This is a genomic window from Alteribacillus bidgolensis (assembly GCF_002886255.1).
Taxonomy (GTDB): Bacteria; Bacillota; Bacilli; order Bacillales; family Marinococcaceae; genus Alteribacillus; species Alteribacillus bidgolensis.
Genome location: NZ_KZ614149.1, coordinates 2,085,000 through 2,102,575, shown reverse-complemented (window position 1 = coordinate 2,102,575; position 17,576 = coordinate 2,085,000). Strand labels below are relative to the sequence as shown.

The window sequence follows — 17,576 nt, the reverse complement described above, 5'->3', positions numbered from 1 at the left end:
CTGCAAAATGAGCGGGAAAAGGTGGCTTGCGCTTGGAATAGCGGCTCTGCTGCTCGCAGTATCGATAGGGTTCCAATTTGTAACGAACATGGCATCTGCTAATTTTGAGAACATGTTTGGCGGAAGCAATGATGGAATTGAAGAAGAAATAATGCAAGAAGGACAGCCGCAAGAAAAAATAGCAGTAATTGATATTGAAGGAGTCATTCAAGATACAGGCAATACTCCTTCTTTTATGAATCAAAGTATGTATAATCACCGCCAGTTTATGAAAATGCTTGAAAGCGCTGGGGAAAATCCTAATATAAACGGAATTATCCTGCGCGTAAATACACCTGGAGGCGGTGTAGTTGAAAGTGCGGAAATACATGACAAAGTGAAGGAAATCCAAGAGGAAAATGGGAAACCTGTTTATGTATCCATGGGAAACACTGCAGCATCTGGCGGATATTATGTAGCAGCTCCGGCCGATAAAATTGTTGCACACCCTGCGACAGTAACCGGATCTATTGGCGTTATTATGCAAAGCGTTAATTATGCAGAATTAGCCGATGAGTTAGGGATAGAATTTACTACCATTAAAAGCGGACCGTTTAAAGATATTATGTCTGGAAATCGTGAAATGACAGAGGAAGAAGAAGACATACTTCAATCACTGGTTGACGATTTTTACAGTGATTTTGTAAATGTAATTGCAAATGGACGCGGGATGTCTGAAGAAGAAGTTCGTGAGATAGGCGATGGCCGTGTGTATTCCGGTAAGCAGGCAGAGGAATTAGATTTAGTCGATGAATTAGGTTCGCTTGAAGACACTATAACATTGATGGAAGAAGACCAAGGTCTTAATAACCCGCAAGTCGTACGATATCATGGAGCGTTTGCGTTGAACCAATTCCTCGGAACTTCCGCTCGCAGCTTGATTGTAAATGATGCTGAGCTGTTAGGAATAAAAGAACTGCTTATGGAATCAGAAACGCCGCGCGCCATGTATTTATACACAGACTAAGGAGGTGCCCGGAATGGATAATAATAATCATAATGAAGATCAGAATGATAAGAAGTACATGGAATATAATGAGCAGCAGAGGGAGGAGCTTTCTGAGGATTATGGGCAGAAACCGGCACCTTCTTTAGCAGATGAAGAAAAAGATATTGTTCCCCCTAGACGATATGCCGGTTTTTGGATGAGATTTTGGGCGTATCTGTTTGATTTACTGATCGTATTCAGTATAAATGGTCTGCTTCTAAGCCCATTAATGTTTCTCGAAAGTCAACCGGTAAATATACTCGGCTTTTTAACGCTGCAAGGAGTTCTTAGTGCTATCACTTCTTATGTTTATTTTCTATTGATGACAAAATGGTTAGGTCAAACGCTTGGAAAAATGATTTTCGGATTAAAAGTAGTGCGTAAGAACGCAGCACCTCTAACTTGGCCCGATCTATTGTTTCGTGAAGTAGTAGGCCGTTTCATATATCGAAGCCTTGTTATTACTAACATTATTTATATTGTTGTTGGATTTACAAATGAAAAGCAAGGTATTCATGATATGTTTGGAGATACGAGAGTTATACATGTCGAAAAATAATCCAAAGGAGCCTTTCCCCACAAGGAAGTTATGGGGAAGGCTTTTTTAGTTTGGAAGCATCGTATTAAACGGAGCCGGACAACAGGCATCAATGGAAAGAAATTTATGGAGATAACGATCTCTTGCAATTTTTTACGGTCCCTGAAGAAGGGAGCATTTTTCTGTTTGGTAGTGTAAATTATTGGTTATAATGGTAATTAAATTATAATAGACGGATGGATGATGTATGTTTTGGTTTCTCATTATTGCAGGCGGGCTGCTATTGCTGGCTGTTTTTATCGTAGTAACACCTATCGAAATATCAATTCAGTTTGAGCAAAAAAGCAAGAAACAAGATATTCGCGTTAAAATTACGGTGTGGTATTTTTTTTACAAAAACTTTGAAATACCGGTGATGTCTTTTGATGAAGAAACGTCTTCTGTCGTATTTAAAGAAAAATCAAAAAGTACTGCAGGAAACAACAAAGAAAAGGATATAAAAGAAACGCCGGAAGAATTAAAAAATCAAATGGAAATACTTCAATTATGGCTGAAACACATAGACGGACTCCGCTCTATATTAACTTCTTTTCTAGGAAAAATAAAAATTATTGAATTTGACTGGAAAAGTGAAATCGGTATAGGGGATGCTGCCTGGACAGGGTTTCTTACAGGAATGCTTTGGTCTGTGAAAAGCATGGCAGCCGGCATTGCTTCAGCAGTATTTAAGTGGAAATGCTCTCCGGAAATGGATATTAAGCCAAATTTTCAAAAGAAGGCAGCCGATACCACGTTCTCATGTATGTTTTTTATGCGGCTGGGGCATGCTATCATTGCCGGAATTCGTGTGATGAAGCATATGAATGGTAACGTATTTAAGTTATGGCAAAAAACGAAAGAAGAAACTAAAAACAAGGAGGCGTCTTGATGACTGACCATCCTATTGAGGGCTTGATGCGCACAGCGATGGAAAACTTGAAAGAAATGGTGGACGTAAACACCATAGTCGGTGATCCGGTAGAAACACCGGATGGCAGTGTGATTATGCCGGTAACCAGAGTAGGTTTCGGTTTTGCCGCCGGCGGAAGTGAATTTATGAAAAACGGCAGCAGTGATCCAGCGATGGACCACCCATTTGGAGGAGGAAGCGGTGGTGGTGTATCGATTACTCCTATTGCTTTTCTTATCGTTAATTCGAAAGGCGTAAAAATGGTACACATGGATGAAAGCACACATCTTTACGAAAAATTGCTTGAATTTACGCCGCAAGTGGTAGAAAAAATACAAGATATGCTTAAAGGAAACGGAAATCAAAATAATCAAAACAACGGTCAAAATCCGCCAGGGCAAACTCCTCCTATTTAGTACAAGCGTATTTCGTTTGGTTAAACTTCTATTCCTTGCAGCTGATGAGCCTATACTGTCATACAGCGGTGTATCTATGTTTGTCATTTACCCGTGCAGAAAACATGTATTTCTGCCGGGTTTTATTTTTGTCTAAAAAGGGTAAGTGAAATAACTAATGTTAGTTGTTTGAAAAGTGAGAAATAGAAGCGTACTATTGAAAGTGTACATACTTAAAAAATGAGGAGGAAGAAACATGGCGGAAATTACATTTAAAGAGAACCCTGTTACGTTGTTAGGAGAGGAAGTAAAACCGGGAGACAAAGCACCGGATTTTAAAGTACTTGCTAACGATTTATCAGAAGTAACGTTAGCAGACACGAAAGGAAAAGTACGGCTGATCAGTGTAGTGCCATCTGTAGATACTGGTGTATGTGACCAGCAGACCCGCCGTTTTAATGAAGAAGCAGCAAACCTCGATGGTGTGGAAGTCATTACTATCAGTGTGGACCTTCCATTTGCGCAAAAAAGATGGTGTGCAGCAGCAGGTATCGATAACCTTCAAGTGTTATCCGACCACCGCGACCTTTCCTTCGGTAAAAATTACGGAGTGGCAATCGAAGAGCTTCGTTTGTTAGCACGCTCCATTTTTGTTATAGACAGCAATGATGAAGTAACCTATACCGAATATGTGTCTGAGGCTACCAATCACCCGGACTATGAAGCGGCTGTAAATGCAGCGAAAGAGGCTAAATAAATCGAGGATTTATAAAAAAAGACGTGTCAGCCCTGTTCCTTATTTAATAGGAATGGGGTTTTTATTGTCCTTGTCCTTTTATTTTTGCTATACTTTCGAAGGGAAAAGACATGAAAACTCGAACAATATAAGAGATAGAATTTCGTGGAAAGGGCGATATATCATGCAACCGGTAACCGAAGTAGAAAAGCTGCATGCCTTGATTGATGACATGGCTGTTTCTATTCAAAGTCATTCAGAGATGACATACTTAGAAGCGTTAGCTGAGAGCGGAGAAAATATTTTTCAGCAGGCCGTCATACAATCTCTGCCTGACGAAGAAAAAAAACGGCTGGAAAAGAAAATAACAGAAGAACTGCCGAAAGAAATGAAAAAAGAAGAAATCCGTAAAGCATTTCAGCTTGCAGTCATAAAAGGAATGAAAGAAGCGGTTCAGCCTCACCATGCCATGACGCCTGATGCGGTTGCAATGTTTATGGGGTATCTCGTTAACAAATTAACTTCTAAAAAAGAATCATTGGCACTGCTAGACCCTGCTGCCGGGACTGCTAACCTTTTGAGTGCTGTATTAAATCAACTCTCAAAAGAAAGTCTAGCTTATGGTGCAGAAGTAGATGAAACCTTGCTGAACATTGCTTATGTTCTCTCTAACTTACAAGAGCATGACGTAGAACTTTTCCACCAAGACAGCATTGAGCAGCTTGCATCTCCGCCAGTCGATGTGGTCGTATCCGATCTTCCGGCAGGCTATTATCCAAAAGACGAAGTGGCTGAGTCTTTCACGTTAAAGGCCAAGGATGGCCACTCCTATGTTCATCATTTATTGATTGAAAAGAGCATAACCCATTTAAAAGAAGGCGGATTTCTAGTACTTCTCATCCCTAACTTTATGTTTGAGAGTGAACAAGCACCTGTATTGCATCAGTATATTAAAGATGAAGCTGTTATACTTGGTCTTTTGCAGCTGCCTTCCTCAATGTTTAAAACGGAACAATTCGGAAAAAGCATTTGGCTCCTTCAGAAAAAAGGACCGAACGTCGTTCAGCCAGGACAGGCTTTACTTGCTGAGCTCCCATCTTTTTCTAAACAAGACGCCCTTTTAGACATGGTGCAGCAAATGGATAAATGGTTTCAAGAACAAGGTTTTACTTCTTAGTATGCAAAGCAGCGTACCTTAGAAAAGGTCGCTGTTTTTTTGCATCTCAATAAATGAAGGAAACGCCTACATATCTGAATTTAATGAATGTATTGAATTTCACTGATATACCAAGGGTCTGCTTGCAATTGGAAAGGCCGGGTGTTTAAATAGAGGAGGTAAATCAAAACATAACGAGAAAAGCGTTAATTTATAGAAAAGGAGCATTTTTTCATGGCGAAAATCATGGCTATTAATGCAGGCAGCTCGTCTTTAAAATTTCAGCTGCTAAATATGCCTGAAGAAGAAGTGATAACCAAAGGTCTCGTAGAAAGAATCGGGCTTGACGGTCCTAAAATTACGATAGAAGTAGATGGGGAAAAAGTAAGTGAAACAACGCCGATTCCAGATCACTCCGCAGCAGTTAAAAAGTTATTAGAAGGTCTCACTGCACACCGTATTATCGAATCATTAGACGAAATCAACGGAATTGGACACCGCGTGGTTCACGGGGGAGAAAAGTTTTCTGATTCTGTTTTAATAGAGGAAGAAGTTTTAAAAGGGATTGAAGAAGTAAGTGAACTTGCCCCGCTTCATAACCCTGCCAATATTATCGGCATTAAAGCATTCAAAGAAATTCTTCCAAATGTACCATCTGTAGCCGTATTTGACACGGCATTTCATCAAACGATGCCAAAAGAAAAATACTTATACAGTGTACCTTATGAGTATTATGAGAAATATGGCATTCGCAAATATGGTTTTCATGGTACCTCTCATAAATATGTCGGCCAGCGTGCAGCAGAACTAATGGAGCAGCCGCAAAAGGATCTAAAGATTATCTCCTGCCACATAGGAAACGGAGCTAGCATTACAGCGATCGACGGCGGTAAATCTGTCGATACGTCTATGGGTTTTACGCCGCTTGCAGGAGTAACGATGGGCACGCGTACTGGAAATGTAGACCCGGCACTGATTCCATTTTTAATGGAAAAAACGGGACAAACTGCCGAAGAGATTATTTCTGTATTCAATAAAGAAAGCGGTATGTTAGGATTAAGTGAATTTTCAAGTGACCTTCGTGACATTGAAGAACATGCAAAAGAGGGCGATGAAAAAGCTCAAACGGCTCTAGACATTTATACAACAAGGATTCATAAGTATATAGGTGCATATGCAGCAAGCATGAATGGCCTAGACGCAATAGTGTTTACTGCAGGGGTAGGCGAAAACAGTTTGACCATTCGGGAAAAAGTATGCAAAGGCCTTGAATTTATGGGTGTACAATTTGATGAAAAGAAAAACGATATTCGGGGAGAAGAAGCTTTTATTAATAAAGAAGGTTCTCCGGTTAATGTTCTTATCGTCCCTACAAATGAAGAAGTAATGATTGCCAGGGACACCCTGCGTCTCGGCTAGTAAAATAAATAAAAGCCTTTTCTTCTAACGCTTAATATGCTAGAAGGATAGGCCTTTTTTATACTTTTTAAGAAAGTTTAACTTCATTAAAGGATTAAAGATAAGAAAAACTAAGGCTTTCGCTAATAAGGACTTGGCGACAAACCGAGTCTTTCTAAACATGTAAAAATGTATATTATCACAAGCCAAGTTTTTCGCATAACCAAATTAATCGAACAGGTTAAGATTTCTGATTCCTTTAAAAGGAAATTAGTCTTTATTCTCGAATACTTAGTAACAACCATAAATAATAATGAATGGAGGTATGGAATGCGGACCGATTTAAAAGTTAATATAAACAATCTTGCAGAACGATGTGATCCAGAGATGTTTTCGTTTGAAACAACGGCAGAAATTGAACAAGAAAACAAAGGAATCATTGGACAGCATCGTGCCGTTAAAGCGATGGATTTTGGACTGAATGTAAGAAACGAAGGCCATCACCTGTTTTTAACTGGCCCGAGTGGAACAGGGAAAACTACATATGCAAAAAGAAAAACAAAAGAAACAGCAATGGCGAAAGAAACACCGCCGGATTGGGTTTATACATACAATTTTCAAAATCCGGATAAACCAAAAGCGATTTCTATGCCCGCAGGAACAGGAAGTGTGTTTGCTCAGGATGTAGAAGAACTTGTGCAGGATATTGAGGATGAAATTGAAAAAGTTCTAACGGGGAAACCGTTCGAGCGCAAGAAAGTGGAAATGGCACAGCAGCATGAAGAATTGATGAACAAAAAATGGAGCGATCTTGAAAAACAGGCAAGGGAGCAGGAGTTTACCATTGAAAGAAGTCAGCAAGGGGTCGTTGCTATTCCCTTAAACGAAAATGGAGAAGCCCATAGTGATGAGTCATTTAACCAGCTCCCAGATGACATTAGAGAAAAAGTTATGAAAAAAAGCAAGGAATTAACGAGAAACGTAAATGAAGTGCTGCGTCACCAGCAGATTGCAAAAAGAAAACTTCGTAAACAGTTAAGAGAAGCAGAAGAACAATTAGTTCATCAATCTATTCATGGTTTCATTTCCTCTGTGAAGGAAGATTATCAAGAATTTTCTAATGTACTTAATTATTTAAATGAATTAGAACAGGATGTCATCCAGCATTGGAAACAATTTTTACCGAAAAAGGAAAGCGAAGAAGAAGAACTGAACACAATTCTTCAAGTGTCCCAGGACGTAAAGCAAAGATATAAAGTAAATGTTCTAGTTGATCATAGTCAAACCAAAGGAGCGCCAGTGATATATGAAATACATCCTTCATATGCCAATCTCTTTGGGAAAGTCGACTATAAAAATACGTTCGGGTCTGTTTCAACTGATTTTTCAATGATGAGAGCGGGGAGTCTGCATTTGACAAACGGGGGATATCTTATTCTCAATGCTGCAGATGTTTTATCCCATCCTTATTCTTGGAAAGCATTAAAGCAAGTATTAAGAACCGGCGAACTGCGTATGGAAAATTCCTATGAAGACACGGAAGTTTTTACGAAAAGTGTTATCAAACCTGAAGCAATTCCACTTAAAATAAAAGTAATATTAATTGGTACTCCTTCGTTATACCAGCTTTTATATCGAGCAGATGAAGACTTCAAAAAACTGTTTAAAGTGAAAGTTGATTTTGATACAGACATGGAAAGGAATATAAAACATCAATTAGATTACGCTTCATTTGTAGCATCCTTTTGCAGAAAAGAACAGCTGCACCACTTAACAAAAGAAGCATTGGCAAAAGTGATCGATTATAGTACAAGATTAGCTAATAATCGAAGGAAACTGTCTACACGTTTTCATGAAGTCACCGAAATATTAATTGAGGCCAACTATTGGGCGGAAAAAGAAAATGAATCCTTTATAAAAGATCGGCATATAAGCGAAGCATTAAAGGAAAGATTTTTTAGGTCTAATCGCAGCGAACAGCGGCTATATGAAGCTATAGATGACGGAACAATTATGATTTCAACAGATGGCAGAGCAATTGGCCAGCTAAATGCCCTGGTCGTATCCCATACCGGCGAGTATTCATTTGGCCATCCTACTAGAGTAACAGCAAGAACCTATGTGGGGCGGAAAGGGATCGTAAATATTGATAGGGAATCATTATTAACGGGGTCCATACATACAAAAGGGCTTCATATATTATCCGGCTATTTACAGGCTGAATTTGCTCAAGATTATCCTTTACCATTAGCAGCTAGCATAACGTTTGAACAATCTTATTTCATGGTTGATGGCGACAGTGCTTCAAGCACGGAGCTTTATGCATTATTATCTTCTCTAGGTCAAATTCCACTTCGCCAGGATATTGCAGTCACTGGTTCGGTAAATCAATTTGGAGAAGTACAGTCTATTGGCGGAGTGAATGAAAAGATAGAAGGTTTTTTCTATGTCTGCCGTAAAAAAGGTCTGACTGGCACACAGGGTGTGATCATTCCCCACCAGAATGTAAAGCATTTGATGCTGAGAAATGAAGTAATTGAAGCAATAGAAAATAATCTCTTTCACATATGGGCGGTCTCAACGATTAAAGATGGAATTGAAATTTTAACGGGTATGCCAGCTGGCGAAAAAGACGGGGATGGAAACTATCCGGAAGAGACTGTATACGGTACAGTACAAAGAAGAATATTGAAAATGCTTCATACGTTGTCTCAACAAAAATTTTTAGAAAATAATTCCCAAGAAGATAAGGAGGAAACGTATAAAGATGGCGACTTTGCCCCAGGAAAGCAGGGCAGAACAACGATATAAAGAAATCATTCATTGGGAAAACCAGTTGTCTAGCAGCCATAATATGTATAAACGCCTGTTTGATAAAACCTTGGAAAAATTAATTAATACATTGCCACAAAAACAAAAAAAATACTTGCTTAATATGACAGACCGTTTTTTATTTTATGCTCAGTCATTCATTCTTCATTCACGGTTTCATGAAGAAGCGGAAAAACGCATTATTTTAGAGGCGCGTATTTTTGATGAAGATGTAAAAGATATTCAGGATTTAAAAAGGTTGACAATAAACCAGCTTCATTTTATCCATTATCAGTTTATGGCAAAACAACGCCTTTTCTCACTCGGACAAGGGGGAATGACAGGAATGGGAGGGGTTATTCTTAATGCGAGTGATCTTCCTGCCGTTTTTCTTATCAACTTAAGAACAGTCCAGCTTAGTGCCCTTTGTTACGGATATGACCTGAGGAATCCATTTGAGATGATGATAGCTTTGAAAGTATTTCACGGAGCTTCTCTTCCGCAAAACTTGCAGAAACAAGCATGGCAAGAGTTAGAACAAGAAGCTGGAAAAGAAAAAGAATTTCCTTGGTTTTATGAAGGAGAAGAAAAAATTGTGGCTGCAGACTGGCTGCACCAGCCGCTTCGTCAAACATGCAAGTTGTTTCTATTAAAGGCTCTCCGTAAAAAACTGATGTACGGAGTACCTATCATTGGGATAGTGACAGGCGCAGCTTGTAATTATCAATTAACAAAGCAAGTTTCCGAATGGGCTGGTTTTTTCTATGAAAAACGCTATTTAGCTGAACATGTCATGTGATACCGTCGGATGCGTTCGATACCAAAGCCAGAGATCATTAATTTTGGAGGCTAGCTCTGCAATCTCATTATTGAGTTGACAGCATTTTTTAAAATTTTCTTCTATATCAAGACATGCTTGTTTGGAATGAATGTCTTCTTCGATCTCAGCAATTCGTTCAGGGATCTGGCCGCGGATTTCTTCCCACTTTTCTAAAATGATGTTTTGCATTTCTGATTCATAAGCTTCCCATTCTTTTTCTAGAATGGGAAGTTCAATTCCAAGGCGCTGATCTTTTAAAAATTTGCAAGACATATGCATCTCTCCCCTTCCTCACTCATACCATAATAATATTAAAAATATCCTCGATTTCTGTTGGTTGAATGAATATAGTATAACATTGAAGGCTTATGTTTTCAGTATTTTACAGGGAGGCACTGTGATTTCACACGTCTATATTAATGTTAGAAACCGGTTTGTATATGGGATTGTTTTAAAGACAAAAAATAAATTTTTATGCTTTTTTATGAATAAGTATTGCAAAATGTCATAACCCTTGTTAAAGTAATTAATAACAACGAAACATACATTACTTATTGTTTAGAGGGTGAGGCAAAGGCCTCTCATATTTTTGCAAAACAATGTATAAAAATAATAACTTCAGTATGAATATTCAATGTATGAAGGTGGAGGGAATTTATAAATGGCGAATAAAAAAGTAGTACTTGCATATTCCGGAGGGCTTGATACTTCCGTTGCAATTCAGTGGCTTAGCGATAATGGATACGATGTGGTAGCTGTAGGGTTAGACGTAGGAGAAGGCAAAGACCTTGAATTTGTAAAAGAAAAAGCACTGCAAGTTGGTGCAGTTCAATCATATACGATTGATGCTAAAAAAGAGTTTGCAGAAGAGTTTGTTCTACCGGCTATGCAGGCTCATACTCTTTATGAACAAAAATATCCGCTCGTATCTGCTCTTTCAAGACCGCTCATTTCGAAAAAACTTGTTGAAATTGCTGAACAAACAAACGCGGATGCTGTCGCACATGGCTGCACGGGTAAAGGGAATGACCAAGTTCGTTTTGAAGTATCCATTCAAGCTTTAAACCCTGATCTCGAAGTACTTGCACCAGTAAGAGAGTGGGGCTGGTCCAGAGATGAAGAAATTGAGTATGCGAAAAAGCATGAGATTCCAATTCCGATCGATCTTGACAATCCTTACTCCGTAGACCAAAACCTCTGGGGCAGAAGTAACGAGTGCGGTGTTCTTGAAGATCCATGGGCTACTCCTCCTGAAGGAGCATATGAGCTTACTAATCCGATTGAAAAAACACCGGACGCGGCAGATATTATTGAAATTGAATTTAAACAAGGAAAACCTGTTGCATTAAATGGTACGGCTTACGAACTCGACGAATTAATTTTGGAGCTTAATGCTGTTGCCGGAAAGCACGGAATTGGCAGAATCGATCACGTAGAAAATAGAATGGTTGGTATTAAATCAAGAGAGGTATACGAATGCCCGGGTGCTATGACATTAATTAAAGCACATAAAGAACTAGAAGACCTCACTCTTCCAAAAGAGGTAGCTCATTTCAAACCAGTAGTAGAGAAAAAGCTGTCTGAAGTGATCTATGAAGGGCTATGGTTCTCCCAAATTAGAAATGCACTCGAAGCGTTTTTACAAGAAACACAGCAAAATGTAACTGGTCTTGTCAGAGTGAAACTGTTCAAAGGAAATGCAATCGTAGAAGGAAGAAAATCAGACCTTTCTCTCTACAATGAAAAGCTTGCAACGTATACACCTGAGGATGAATTCAATCAAAATGCAGCAGTTGGCTTTATCGAACTATGGGGACTGCCGACAAAAGTACACAGCATGGTAAACAAGAAAGGTGTAAACGTATGACAAAGCTATGGGGCGGAAGATTTACTAAAAGCGCGGAAGAATGGGTGGATGCCTTTGGGGCATCCATCCCTTTTGATAAAGAGCTGGTAGAAGAAGACATTACAGGAAGCCTGGCACATGTTAAAATGCTGGCTGCCTGCGATATTATTACAGATGAAGAAGCAAAAACAATTACACAAGGGTTAAAAACACTTTTAGAAAAAGCAGACAAGAACGAACTGGAATACTCTGTTCAAAATGAAGATATTCATTTAAATATCGAAAAGTTTTTAACGGATGAAATCGGTCCGGTTGGAGGAAAGCTGCACACAGGCCGCAGCAGAAATGATCAAGTTGCTACCGATATGCATCTTTATTTAAGGAAGCATACGAATGAAATAATGGAACTTGTTAAACAAATGCAAGAAGCGCTGCTTGGACAAGCAGAACAACATGTTGAAACAATTATTCCTGGTTATACGCACTTGCAGCGGGCTCAGCCTGTTTCATTTGCTCATCACTTAATGGCATATTTCTGGATGCTAGAACGTGATTATACTAGGCTCGAAGATAGTTTGAAACGGCTGAATATTTCCCCGCTCGGTGCCGGCGCACTTGCTGGGACAACTTTTCCAATAGACCGCCATTATACAGCAGAGCTGTTGGAATTTGACGGCATTTATGAGAACAGCCTTGATGCGGTAAGTGACCGTGATTTTATTCTAGAATTTATGAGTGCATCTTCTATGATCATGATGCATCTTTCTCGTCTTGCTGAAGAATTTATTCTATGGTCGAGTCAGGAATTTCAATTTATCGAGCTAGACGACACATTTGCGACCGGAAGCAGTATCATGCCGCAAAAGAAAAACCCTGATATGGCTGAATTAATTCGCGGAAAAATAGGACGGGTCTATGGTAATTTGTTTTCTCTTTTAACATTGCTAAAAGGACTGCCTTTAGCCTACAACAAAGATATGCAAGAAGACAAAGAGGGTATGTTTGATACCGTCACAACCGTAAAAGGGTCTGTGAAAATATTTACCGGCATGATTGAAACGATGAAAGTGAATAAAGGTGTAATGGAAAAGGAAACCCATTCCGATTTCTCCAATGCAACAGAGCTTGCTGATTATTTAGCATCAAAAGGTATGCCGTTTAGAGAAGCGCATGAAGTAGTTGGTAAGTTGGTACTGTTGTGTATACAAAAGGATATTTATCTGCTTGATTTATCTATGAAAGACTACAAACAAGCAAGCGATCTTTTTGAAGAAGATATCTATGAAGTGCTTAAGCCTTCCACGGTAGTGAAAAGAAGAAACAGTGCTGGCGGAACAGGATTTGCACAAGTGAAAAAAGCCATTGAGTTAGGACAGGAAAAAGTAAAACAAAAGTAAGACTTTAGAAAAACTTCCAAGTTAGAATAGCAGAAGTTAGTTTTACTTATATCTTTGATCCTTTAACAAAGTTTAACAAAGTATAAAAAAAAGAGCAGTAAGGAGCTATCGCTTCCATGTCTGCTCTTTTTTATTTGAAATAGTAATATAAGCATCAGCCGTAAAGTTCTAATGTTTCTTAGTCTTGTCGTTAAGAACGCACAATCATAACGTCACATTTAGCTTGTCTTGCAATAGCTTCGGAAACACTTCCAATCAACATACGTTCTACTGCATTTAACCCAGTAGCCCCTGTAATGATTAAATCCGTTTCATAACGCTTAGCAATATCTTTAGGAATTTTAACTTTAGGTGAACCAAAATCTATAACAGTAGTAACTTCTTCAACCCCAGCTTGATTAGCTTCCCCCTTGTATTGATCGAGAAGTTCTTGCCCGTATTTTTCTGCTCGCGATACGATCGTTCTGTCGTATTGTTCAATTGTAGCAAATGTACGGGTATCGATGATGTGAGCAATTACCAATTTGGCATTATTTTCACCAGCAATGTCGGCCGCTTTTTTGAAAGCACGCTTTGCCTCATTCGATCCATCTACTGCAACAAGAATATTGTGATACTTTGGCATTTTCCATACCCCCCTGTAAAATACTGCTCTTTCCATTATTATTATATCATGAAAAGGTATACATTAGATGTATTGTACGTCACAAAATAGGTGTAAAAAATGAGCGAATGCGGCATGTTCTTTTTAATATTTTTCCCTAATGTGTGCTTGGACAAACATTTAATATTTTTTACGAGAGCAACTTTTCGTAGTAAGATGGAAGTAACAGAAAAATTCGGCTGGCCGCCTTAAGAAAGTGAAAGCGCCCTGAACAACTTAAGATAAAGGGACTTCTACTAAATACACACATGAATATCGAAATTTGTTCATACTGTACCGACTTTATTTTTTATACTTGAAAATTATTAGAGCTGTATATTTCTTTCTTATCGTTGAAGGAGGAGCTTTCATGCGTCATGCACTTGTTACAGCAGGAACAAAAGGATTAGGAAAAAAAGTATCCGAACGTTTTTTACATAAAGGATATTCCATAACAGTAAGTTATCGAAACGATCTTGCGGCAATGAAAAAAATGAAAGAAGAATGGCTGGATGCTGAAGATCGCATTCAATTTGTGCAAGCAGATGTCACTAAGCCAGAAGATATAAAAAAACTGACAGCAAAAGCCCATAGCACATTCGGGAGAATCGATATTCTTGTTAATAATGCCGGCCCTTATATTTTTGAAAGAAAAAAGCTAATGGATTATACCGCAAATGAATGGAATGAAATGGTGAATGGCAATTTATCATCGATGTTCTACTTGTTTCAGGAAGTCATTCCACTAATGAGAGCGCAGCAATTTGGCAGAATTGTTACATATGGTTTTCAAGGCGCACAGGAAGCTCCGGCATGGATTTACCGATCAGCCTATGCTGCAGCTAAAACAGGATTGGTATCTTTAACAAAAACGGTTTCCATTGAAGAAGCAGAACATGGAATAACCGTTAACATGGTATGCCCGGGGGTTATTACAGAAGACTACAAAGAATCTTCTATCCAAGCTGCCAAGACCGTACGGGATAAAAATACACCTGTAGGACGTCCGGCAGCCGGAGAAGATATTGCAAGAACGATTACTTTTTTATGTGAAGAAGACTCCGATATGATTACTGGCTCTGTTATTGAAGTTACTGGCGGTGTAGACGTATTGCATAAACGACGATAAATCATGAATAAAATATCCTAATAATTGGCACCTTACATATGAGGTGATGACGGTGAAGATATCTCTTACTTTTTTCGTTGTAATGCTAAGCCTACCTTTATCCGTTCAGATGGCTGAAGCCCAAGCACTAAGTGAAATTTTTCTCTTTAAAGCTACAGCCGAAACAGAAGACGGTGTTTATCATTGGGAATATAATAGTCCAAATGATTTTGAATACCATATGGAAGGGCGAGCTTTTCACGGAGAAGAGGCAAAAGATAAAGTGGAATCTGTTTATCAGACTGCAAACTTAAACAAAGATGTTACGGATAAGGAATTGGCTGAAGCATTTAAAAACAGCGGATGTGAAGGACTAACTCGTTTAGATGTAAGATGGCAGGATGAGAACGGAGATTTATATACATGGTTATGGCAGGAGGAAAAAGAATAACAAGATGATGAAGCCGAGGAGTACTAATACTTCTGGGCTTTTTCTTTCTATGTGAAATCTACATGAAAATGGATAGGAAAGGGTATAAAAGGAATAACAATAGAAGAGGGAAGGAGAATGAGATATGAAGATTGGAGTGCCAAAGGAGGTTAAAAATAACGAAAACCGAGTAGCACTTACACCAGGAGGCGTTCTGCAGTTCAAAGAACAACATCATGAGGTATATGTTGAAAAAGGAGCAGGATCAGGCTCTGGTTTTACTGATATAGAATTTGAATCGGCGGGAGCGATAATGGTTGACACACCTCGGGAAGCATGGGCGCAAGATATGGTGGTTAAAGTTAAGGACCCCGTGCCCGAGGAGTATGTTTATTTTAGGGAAGGGTTGATATTGTTTACGTACTTGCACCTTGCACCTCTTCCAGATCTGACAAAAGCCCTTTTGGATAAAAAGGTGACCGCGATTGCTTATGAAACTGTTCAGCTCCCAGATGGTTCCCTGCCCTTGTTAACTCCCATGAGTGAAGTAGCCGGGAGAATGGCTGCTCAAATGGGAGCGCAGTTTTTAGAAAAAACGAAAGGCGGCAAAGGCATTCTATTATCAGGGGTGCCGGGGGTGAAACGGGGAAAAACTGCAGTCATTGGAGGAGGAACTGCTGGAACGAATGCAGCTAAAATTGCTTCAGGACTTGGAGCAGATGTGACGATTCTTGATGTAAATCCAGCGCGGCTGAGAGAACTGGATGATATATTCGGAAAAGATATTCATACGATGATCTCAAATCCAGTGACGGTTGCAGAGGCCGTAAAGGAGTCAGATCTTGTCATAGGAGCAGTCCTTATTCCAGGAGCAAAAGCACCAAAGCTCGTAACAGAAGAAATGGTAAAGAGCATGGATCCGGGCTCGGTACTTGTAGATGTGGCGATAGATCAGGGCGGTATATTTGAAACAACCGATCACATTACCACGCATGATAATCCTGTTTATACAAGACATGATGTTATTCATTACGCCGTTGCGAACATGCCGGGTGCTGTTCCGCGCACCTCCACTTTAGCTTTAACGAATGTTACTGTACCATATGCACTTGCGTTAGCCCGCAAAGGAGCTGAAACAGCATGCAAAGAAGATAACGCCTTATTTATGGGGGTAAACACTATCCACGGCCACCTTGTGTATAAAGCCATAGCTGATGCCCAAGATATCCCTTATACTAACTTACAAAATATGATATCTTAATTATTTGCGTTGTTGTTCTACAAATTTTTAAGTTTATTATAACGTAAGAAAAGGAAAAAGAAGATATGGATCGAAAAGTAGTAGAGGGACAGATGTAAAAAACATTCCCGTTAAGAAAAACAAAGGGAGGGCACAGAATGAAAGTAAGTTATCACGGACATTCCGTAGTTAACATTGAAACTAATGGAAAAAACATTTTAATTGACCCTTTTATCACAGGTAACGAATTATGTGACCTCGACGCGGACAAGGTGAAGCCGGATGTTATTTTATTGACGCACGGCCATAATGACCACGTAGGAGATACCGTCGAAATTGCCAAACGCAATCGTTCGCTCGTAGTAGCACCGTTTGAACTTGCTACTTATTTAGGGTGGAAAGGTGTAGAAACCCATCCGCTGCATATTGGCGGAGGGTATACCTTTGATTTTGGCCGTGTGAAATTGACGCAGGCTTTTCACGGCTCTTCTTACACAGAAGAAGAGAATGAAAAAATTGTCTATACTGGAATGCCTGCAGGGATTATCTTCGAAGCAGAAGGCAAGACAGTATATCACATGGGTGACACTGGTTTGTTTTCAGATATGAAGTTAATTGGCGAGCGCAACAATGTAGACTTATTGTTCGTTCCTATTGGAGATAACTTCACAATGGGACCAGAAGATGCCAAGCAAGCTGTTCAGTGGGTTGAACCGGGCTATACCGTACCGATACATTACAACACTTTCCCGCCGATTAAGCAGGATGCAGAGGCGTTTGTAGAAGCAATATCGCCTATCAAAGGGAAAGCACTGAAAGCAGGAGAATTCATCGACTTATAACAATAAATTGATAATGGAGTGCTGTTCCAAAGTTATTTAATATGACTTGGAACAGCTTTTTTATTTTATTATTTTTCTAGTGTATCCGTTCACAAAGTAACAGCGTTTACAACATTGATTTCACAGGAAAAAATATAGTTGAACAAACATTCATTCTTGCTATGGTGAAAACGGGAAAGTATAATGGGATATAATACAGAAATTTAATTGTAATGGTACAGGTCATATGCAGTGAGGTGA

At 39.2% G+C, this 17,576-nt stretch carries 17 protein-coding genes; 15 read left to right on the top strand and 2 right to left on the bottom strand.

The genetic code is table 11. The features are described from left to right. The first annotated feature begins 7 nt into the window (after positions 1 to 7). The 9 genes from sppA to CEF16_RS10470 all read left to right on the top strand — a co-directional run bounded on the left by sppA (position 8) and on the right by CEF16_RS10470 (position 9,809). A complete protein-coding gene (gene sppA, locus CEF16_RS10510; protein WP_091581722.1) occupies positions 8 to 1,006 on the top strand; it encodes a signal peptide peptidase SppA in 999 nt (332 codons plus the stop codon). 13 nt (positions 1,007 to 1,019) lie between these two features. Further along, positions 1,020 to 1,586 (top strand): RDD family protein, encoded by a 567-nt coding sequence (locus CEF16_RS10505; RefSeq protein WP_245917827.1) that lies wholly within the window; start codon positions 1,020 to 1,022, stop codon positions 1,584 to 1,586. A 226-nt stretch (positions 1,587 to 1,812) separates the two neighbouring features. Further along, the gene (locus tag CEF16_RS10500; RefSeq protein ID WP_091581724.1) at positions 1,813 to 2,493 is read left to right on the top strand and encodes a DUF2953 domain-containing protein; all 681 of its coding nucleotides are present in this window, start codon (positions 1,813 to 1,815) and stop codon (positions 2,491 to 2,493) included. Continuing rightward, on the top strand, positions 2,493 to 2,930 hold the full coding sequence (gene ytfJ, locus CEF16_RS10495; protein ID WP_091581727.1) for a GerW family sporulation protein: 438 nt from the start codon (positions 2,493 to 2,495) through the stop codon (positions 2,928 to 2,930). Before CEF16_RS10500 ends, ytfJ begins: the two co-directional genes overlap by 1 nt. 235 nt (positions 2,931 to 3,165) lie before the next feature. Further along, on the top strand, positions 3,166 to 3,666 hold the full coding sequence (gene tpx / locus CEF16_RS10490; protein WP_091581730.1) for a thiol peroxidase: 501 nt from the start codon (positions 3,166 to 3,168) through the stop codon (positions 3,664 to 3,666). 163 nt (positions 3,667 to 3,829) lie between these two features. Further along, complete coding sequence (locus tag CEF16_RS10485; protein WP_091581733.1) at positions 3,830 to 4,822, top strand: class I SAM-dependent methyltransferase; 993 nt, start codon at positions 3,830 to 3,832, stop codon at positions 4,820 to 4,822. A gap of 213 nt (positions 4,823 to 5,035) precedes the next feature. Continuing rightward, entirely contained in the window at positions 5,036 to 6,220 is a 1,185-nt protein-coding gene (locus tag CEF16_RS10480) for an acetate/propionate family kinase (RefSeq protein ID WP_091581735.1), read from the top strand. A 309-nt stretch (positions 6,221 to 6,529) separates the two neighbouring features. Then, complete coding sequence (locus tag CEF16_RS10475) at positions 6,530 to 9,010, top strand: Lon protease family protein (protein WP_170031809.1); 2,481 nt, start codon at positions 6,530 to 6,532, stop codon at positions 9,008 to 9,010. Further along, entirely contained in the window at positions 8,967 to 9,809 is an 843-nt protein-coding gene (locus CEF16_RS10470; protein ID WP_091581740.1) for an EcsC family protein, read from the top strand. The genes CEF16_RS10475 and CEF16_RS10470 overlap by 44 nt, the downstream gene beginning before the upstream one ends. On the opposite strand, the gene CEF16_RS10465 is transcribed toward CEF16_RS10470, so the two are convergent. Next, entirely contained in the window at positions 9,789 to 10,103 is a 315-nt protein-coding gene (locus CEF16_RS10465) for a hypothetical protein (protein WP_091582116.1), read from the bottom strand. The genes CEF16_RS10470 and CEF16_RS10465 overlap by 21 nt on opposite strands. 388 nt (positions 10,104 to 10,491) lie before the next feature. Here CEF16_RS10465 and CEF16_RS10460 point away from each other — a divergent pair, with 388 nt between their 5' ends. Continuing rightward, on the top strand, positions 10,492 to 11,697 hold the full coding sequence (locus CEF16_RS10460) for an argininosuccinate synthase (RefSeq protein WP_091581743.1): 1,206 nt from the start codon (positions 10,492 to 10,494) through the stop codon (positions 11,695 to 11,697). Continuing rightward, the gene (gene argH / locus CEF16_RS10455) at positions 11,694 to 13,073 is read left to right on the top strand and encodes an argininosuccinate lyase (protein ID WP_091581745.1); all 1,380 of its coding nucleotides are present in this window, start codon (positions 11,694 to 11,696) and stop codon (positions 13,071 to 13,073) included. The genes CEF16_RS10460 and argH overlap by 4 nt, the downstream gene beginning before the upstream one ends. Before the next feature lie 190 nt (positions 13,074 to 13,263). On the opposite strand, the gene CEF16_RS10450 is transcribed toward argH, so the two are convergent. Next, complete coding sequence (locus CEF16_RS10450) at positions 13,264 to 13,698, bottom strand: universal stress protein (protein WP_091581747.1); 435 nt, start codon at positions 13,696 to 13,698, stop codon at positions 13,264 to 13,266. 388 nt (positions 13,699 to 14,086) lie between these two features. On the opposite strand from CEF16_RS10450, the gene CEF16_RS10445 reads away from it, so the two are divergent. The 4 genes from CEF16_RS10445 (at position 14,087) to CEF16_RS10430 (ending at position 17,336) form a co-directional block, all read left to right on the top strand. Then, on the top strand, positions 14,087 to 14,845 hold the full coding sequence (locus CEF16_RS10445; RefSeq protein ID WP_091581750.1) for an SDR family oxidoreductase: 759 nt from the start codon (positions 14,087 to 14,089) through the stop codon (positions 14,843 to 14,845). A 52-nt stretch (positions 14,846 to 14,897) separates the two neighbouring features. After that, positions 14,898 to 15,275 carry a hypothetical protein gene (locus CEF16_RS10440; protein ID WP_091581752.1) on the top strand — a complete coding sequence of 126 codons (378 nt, stop codon included), beginning with the start codon at positions 14,898 to 14,900 and terminating at the stop codon, positions 15,273 to 15,275. Between the two features lie 124 nt (positions 15,276 to 15,399). Continuing rightward, complete coding sequence (gene ald / locus CEF16_RS10435; RefSeq protein ID WP_091581755.1) at positions 15,400 to 16,515, top strand: alanine dehydrogenase; 1,116 nt, start codon at positions 15,400 to 15,402, stop codon at positions 16,513 to 16,515. A gap of 137 nt (positions 16,516 to 16,652) precedes the next feature. Beyond that, a complete protein-coding gene (locus CEF16_RS10430) occupies positions 16,653 to 17,336 on the top strand; it encodes a metal-dependent hydrolase (RefSeq protein WP_091581758.1) in 684 nt (227 codons plus the stop codon). The last annotated feature ends 240 nt before the right edge of the window (positions 17,337 to 17,576 follow it).

Bases quoted from the DNA above. Each gene is read 5' to 3' on its own strand.
- CEF16_RS10470 (WP_091581740.1), top strand. From the start codon at position 8,967: ATGGCGACTTTGCCCCAGGAAAGCAGGGCAGAACAACGATATAAAGAA.
- CEF16_RS10480 (WP_091581735.1), top strand. From the start codon at position 5,036: ATGGCGAAAATCATGGCTATTAATGCAGGCAGCTCGTCTTTAAAATTT.
- sppA (WP_091581722.1), top strand. From the start codon at position 8: ATGAGCGGGAAAAGGTGGCTTGCGCTTGGAATAGCGGCTCTGCTGCTC.
- CEF16_RS10465 (WP_091582116.1), bottom strand. From the start codon at position 10,103: ATGTCTTGCAAATTTTTAAAAGATCAGCGCCTTGGAATTGAACTTCCC.
- argH (WP_091581745.1), top strand. From the start codon at position 11,694: ATGACAAAGCTATGGGGCGGAAGATTTACTAAAAGCGCGGAAGAATGG.
- CEF16_RS10460 (WP_091581743.1), top strand. From the start codon at position 10,492: ATGGCGAATAAAAAAGTAGTACTTGCATATTCCGGAGGGCTTGATACT.
- CEF16_RS10450 (WP_091581747.1), bottom strand. From the start codon at position 13,698: ATGCCAAAGTATCACAATATTCTTGTTGCAGTAGATGGATCGAATGAG.
- CEF16_RS10500 (WP_091581724.1), top strand. From the start codon at position 1,813: ATGTTTTGGTTTCTCATTATTGCAGGCGGGCTGCTATTGCTGGCTGTT.
- CEF16_RS10485 (WP_091581733.1), top strand. From the start codon at position 3,830: ATGCAACCGGTAACCGAAGTAGAAAAGCTGCATGCCTTGATTGATGAC.
- CEF16_RS10445 (WP_091581750.1), top strand. From the start codon at position 14,087: ATGCGTCATGCACTTGTTACAGCAGGAACAAAAGGATTAGGAAAAAAA.
- ytfJ (WP_091581727.1), top strand. From the start codon at position 2,493: ATGACTGACCATCCTATTGAGGGCTTGATGCGCACAGCGATGGAAAAC.
- tpx (WP_091581730.1), top strand. From the start codon at position 3,166: ATGGCGGAAATTACATTTAAAGAGAACCCTGTTACGTTGTTAGGAGAG.
- CEF16_RS10430 (WP_091581758.1), top strand. From the start codon at position 16,653: ATGAAAGTAAGTTATCACGGACATTCCGTAGTTAACATTGAAACTAAT.
- ald (WP_091581755.1), top strand. From the start codon at position 15,400: ATGAAGATTGGAGTGCCAAAGGAGGTTAAAAATAACGAAAACCGAGTA.
- CEF16_RS10505 (WP_245917827.1), top strand. From the start codon at position 1,020: ATGGATAATAATAATCATAATGAAGATCAGAATGATAAGAAGTACATG.
- CEF16_RS10475 (WP_170031809.1), top strand. From the start codon at position 6,530: ATGCGGACCGATTTAAAAGTTAATATAAACAATCTTGCAGAACGATGT.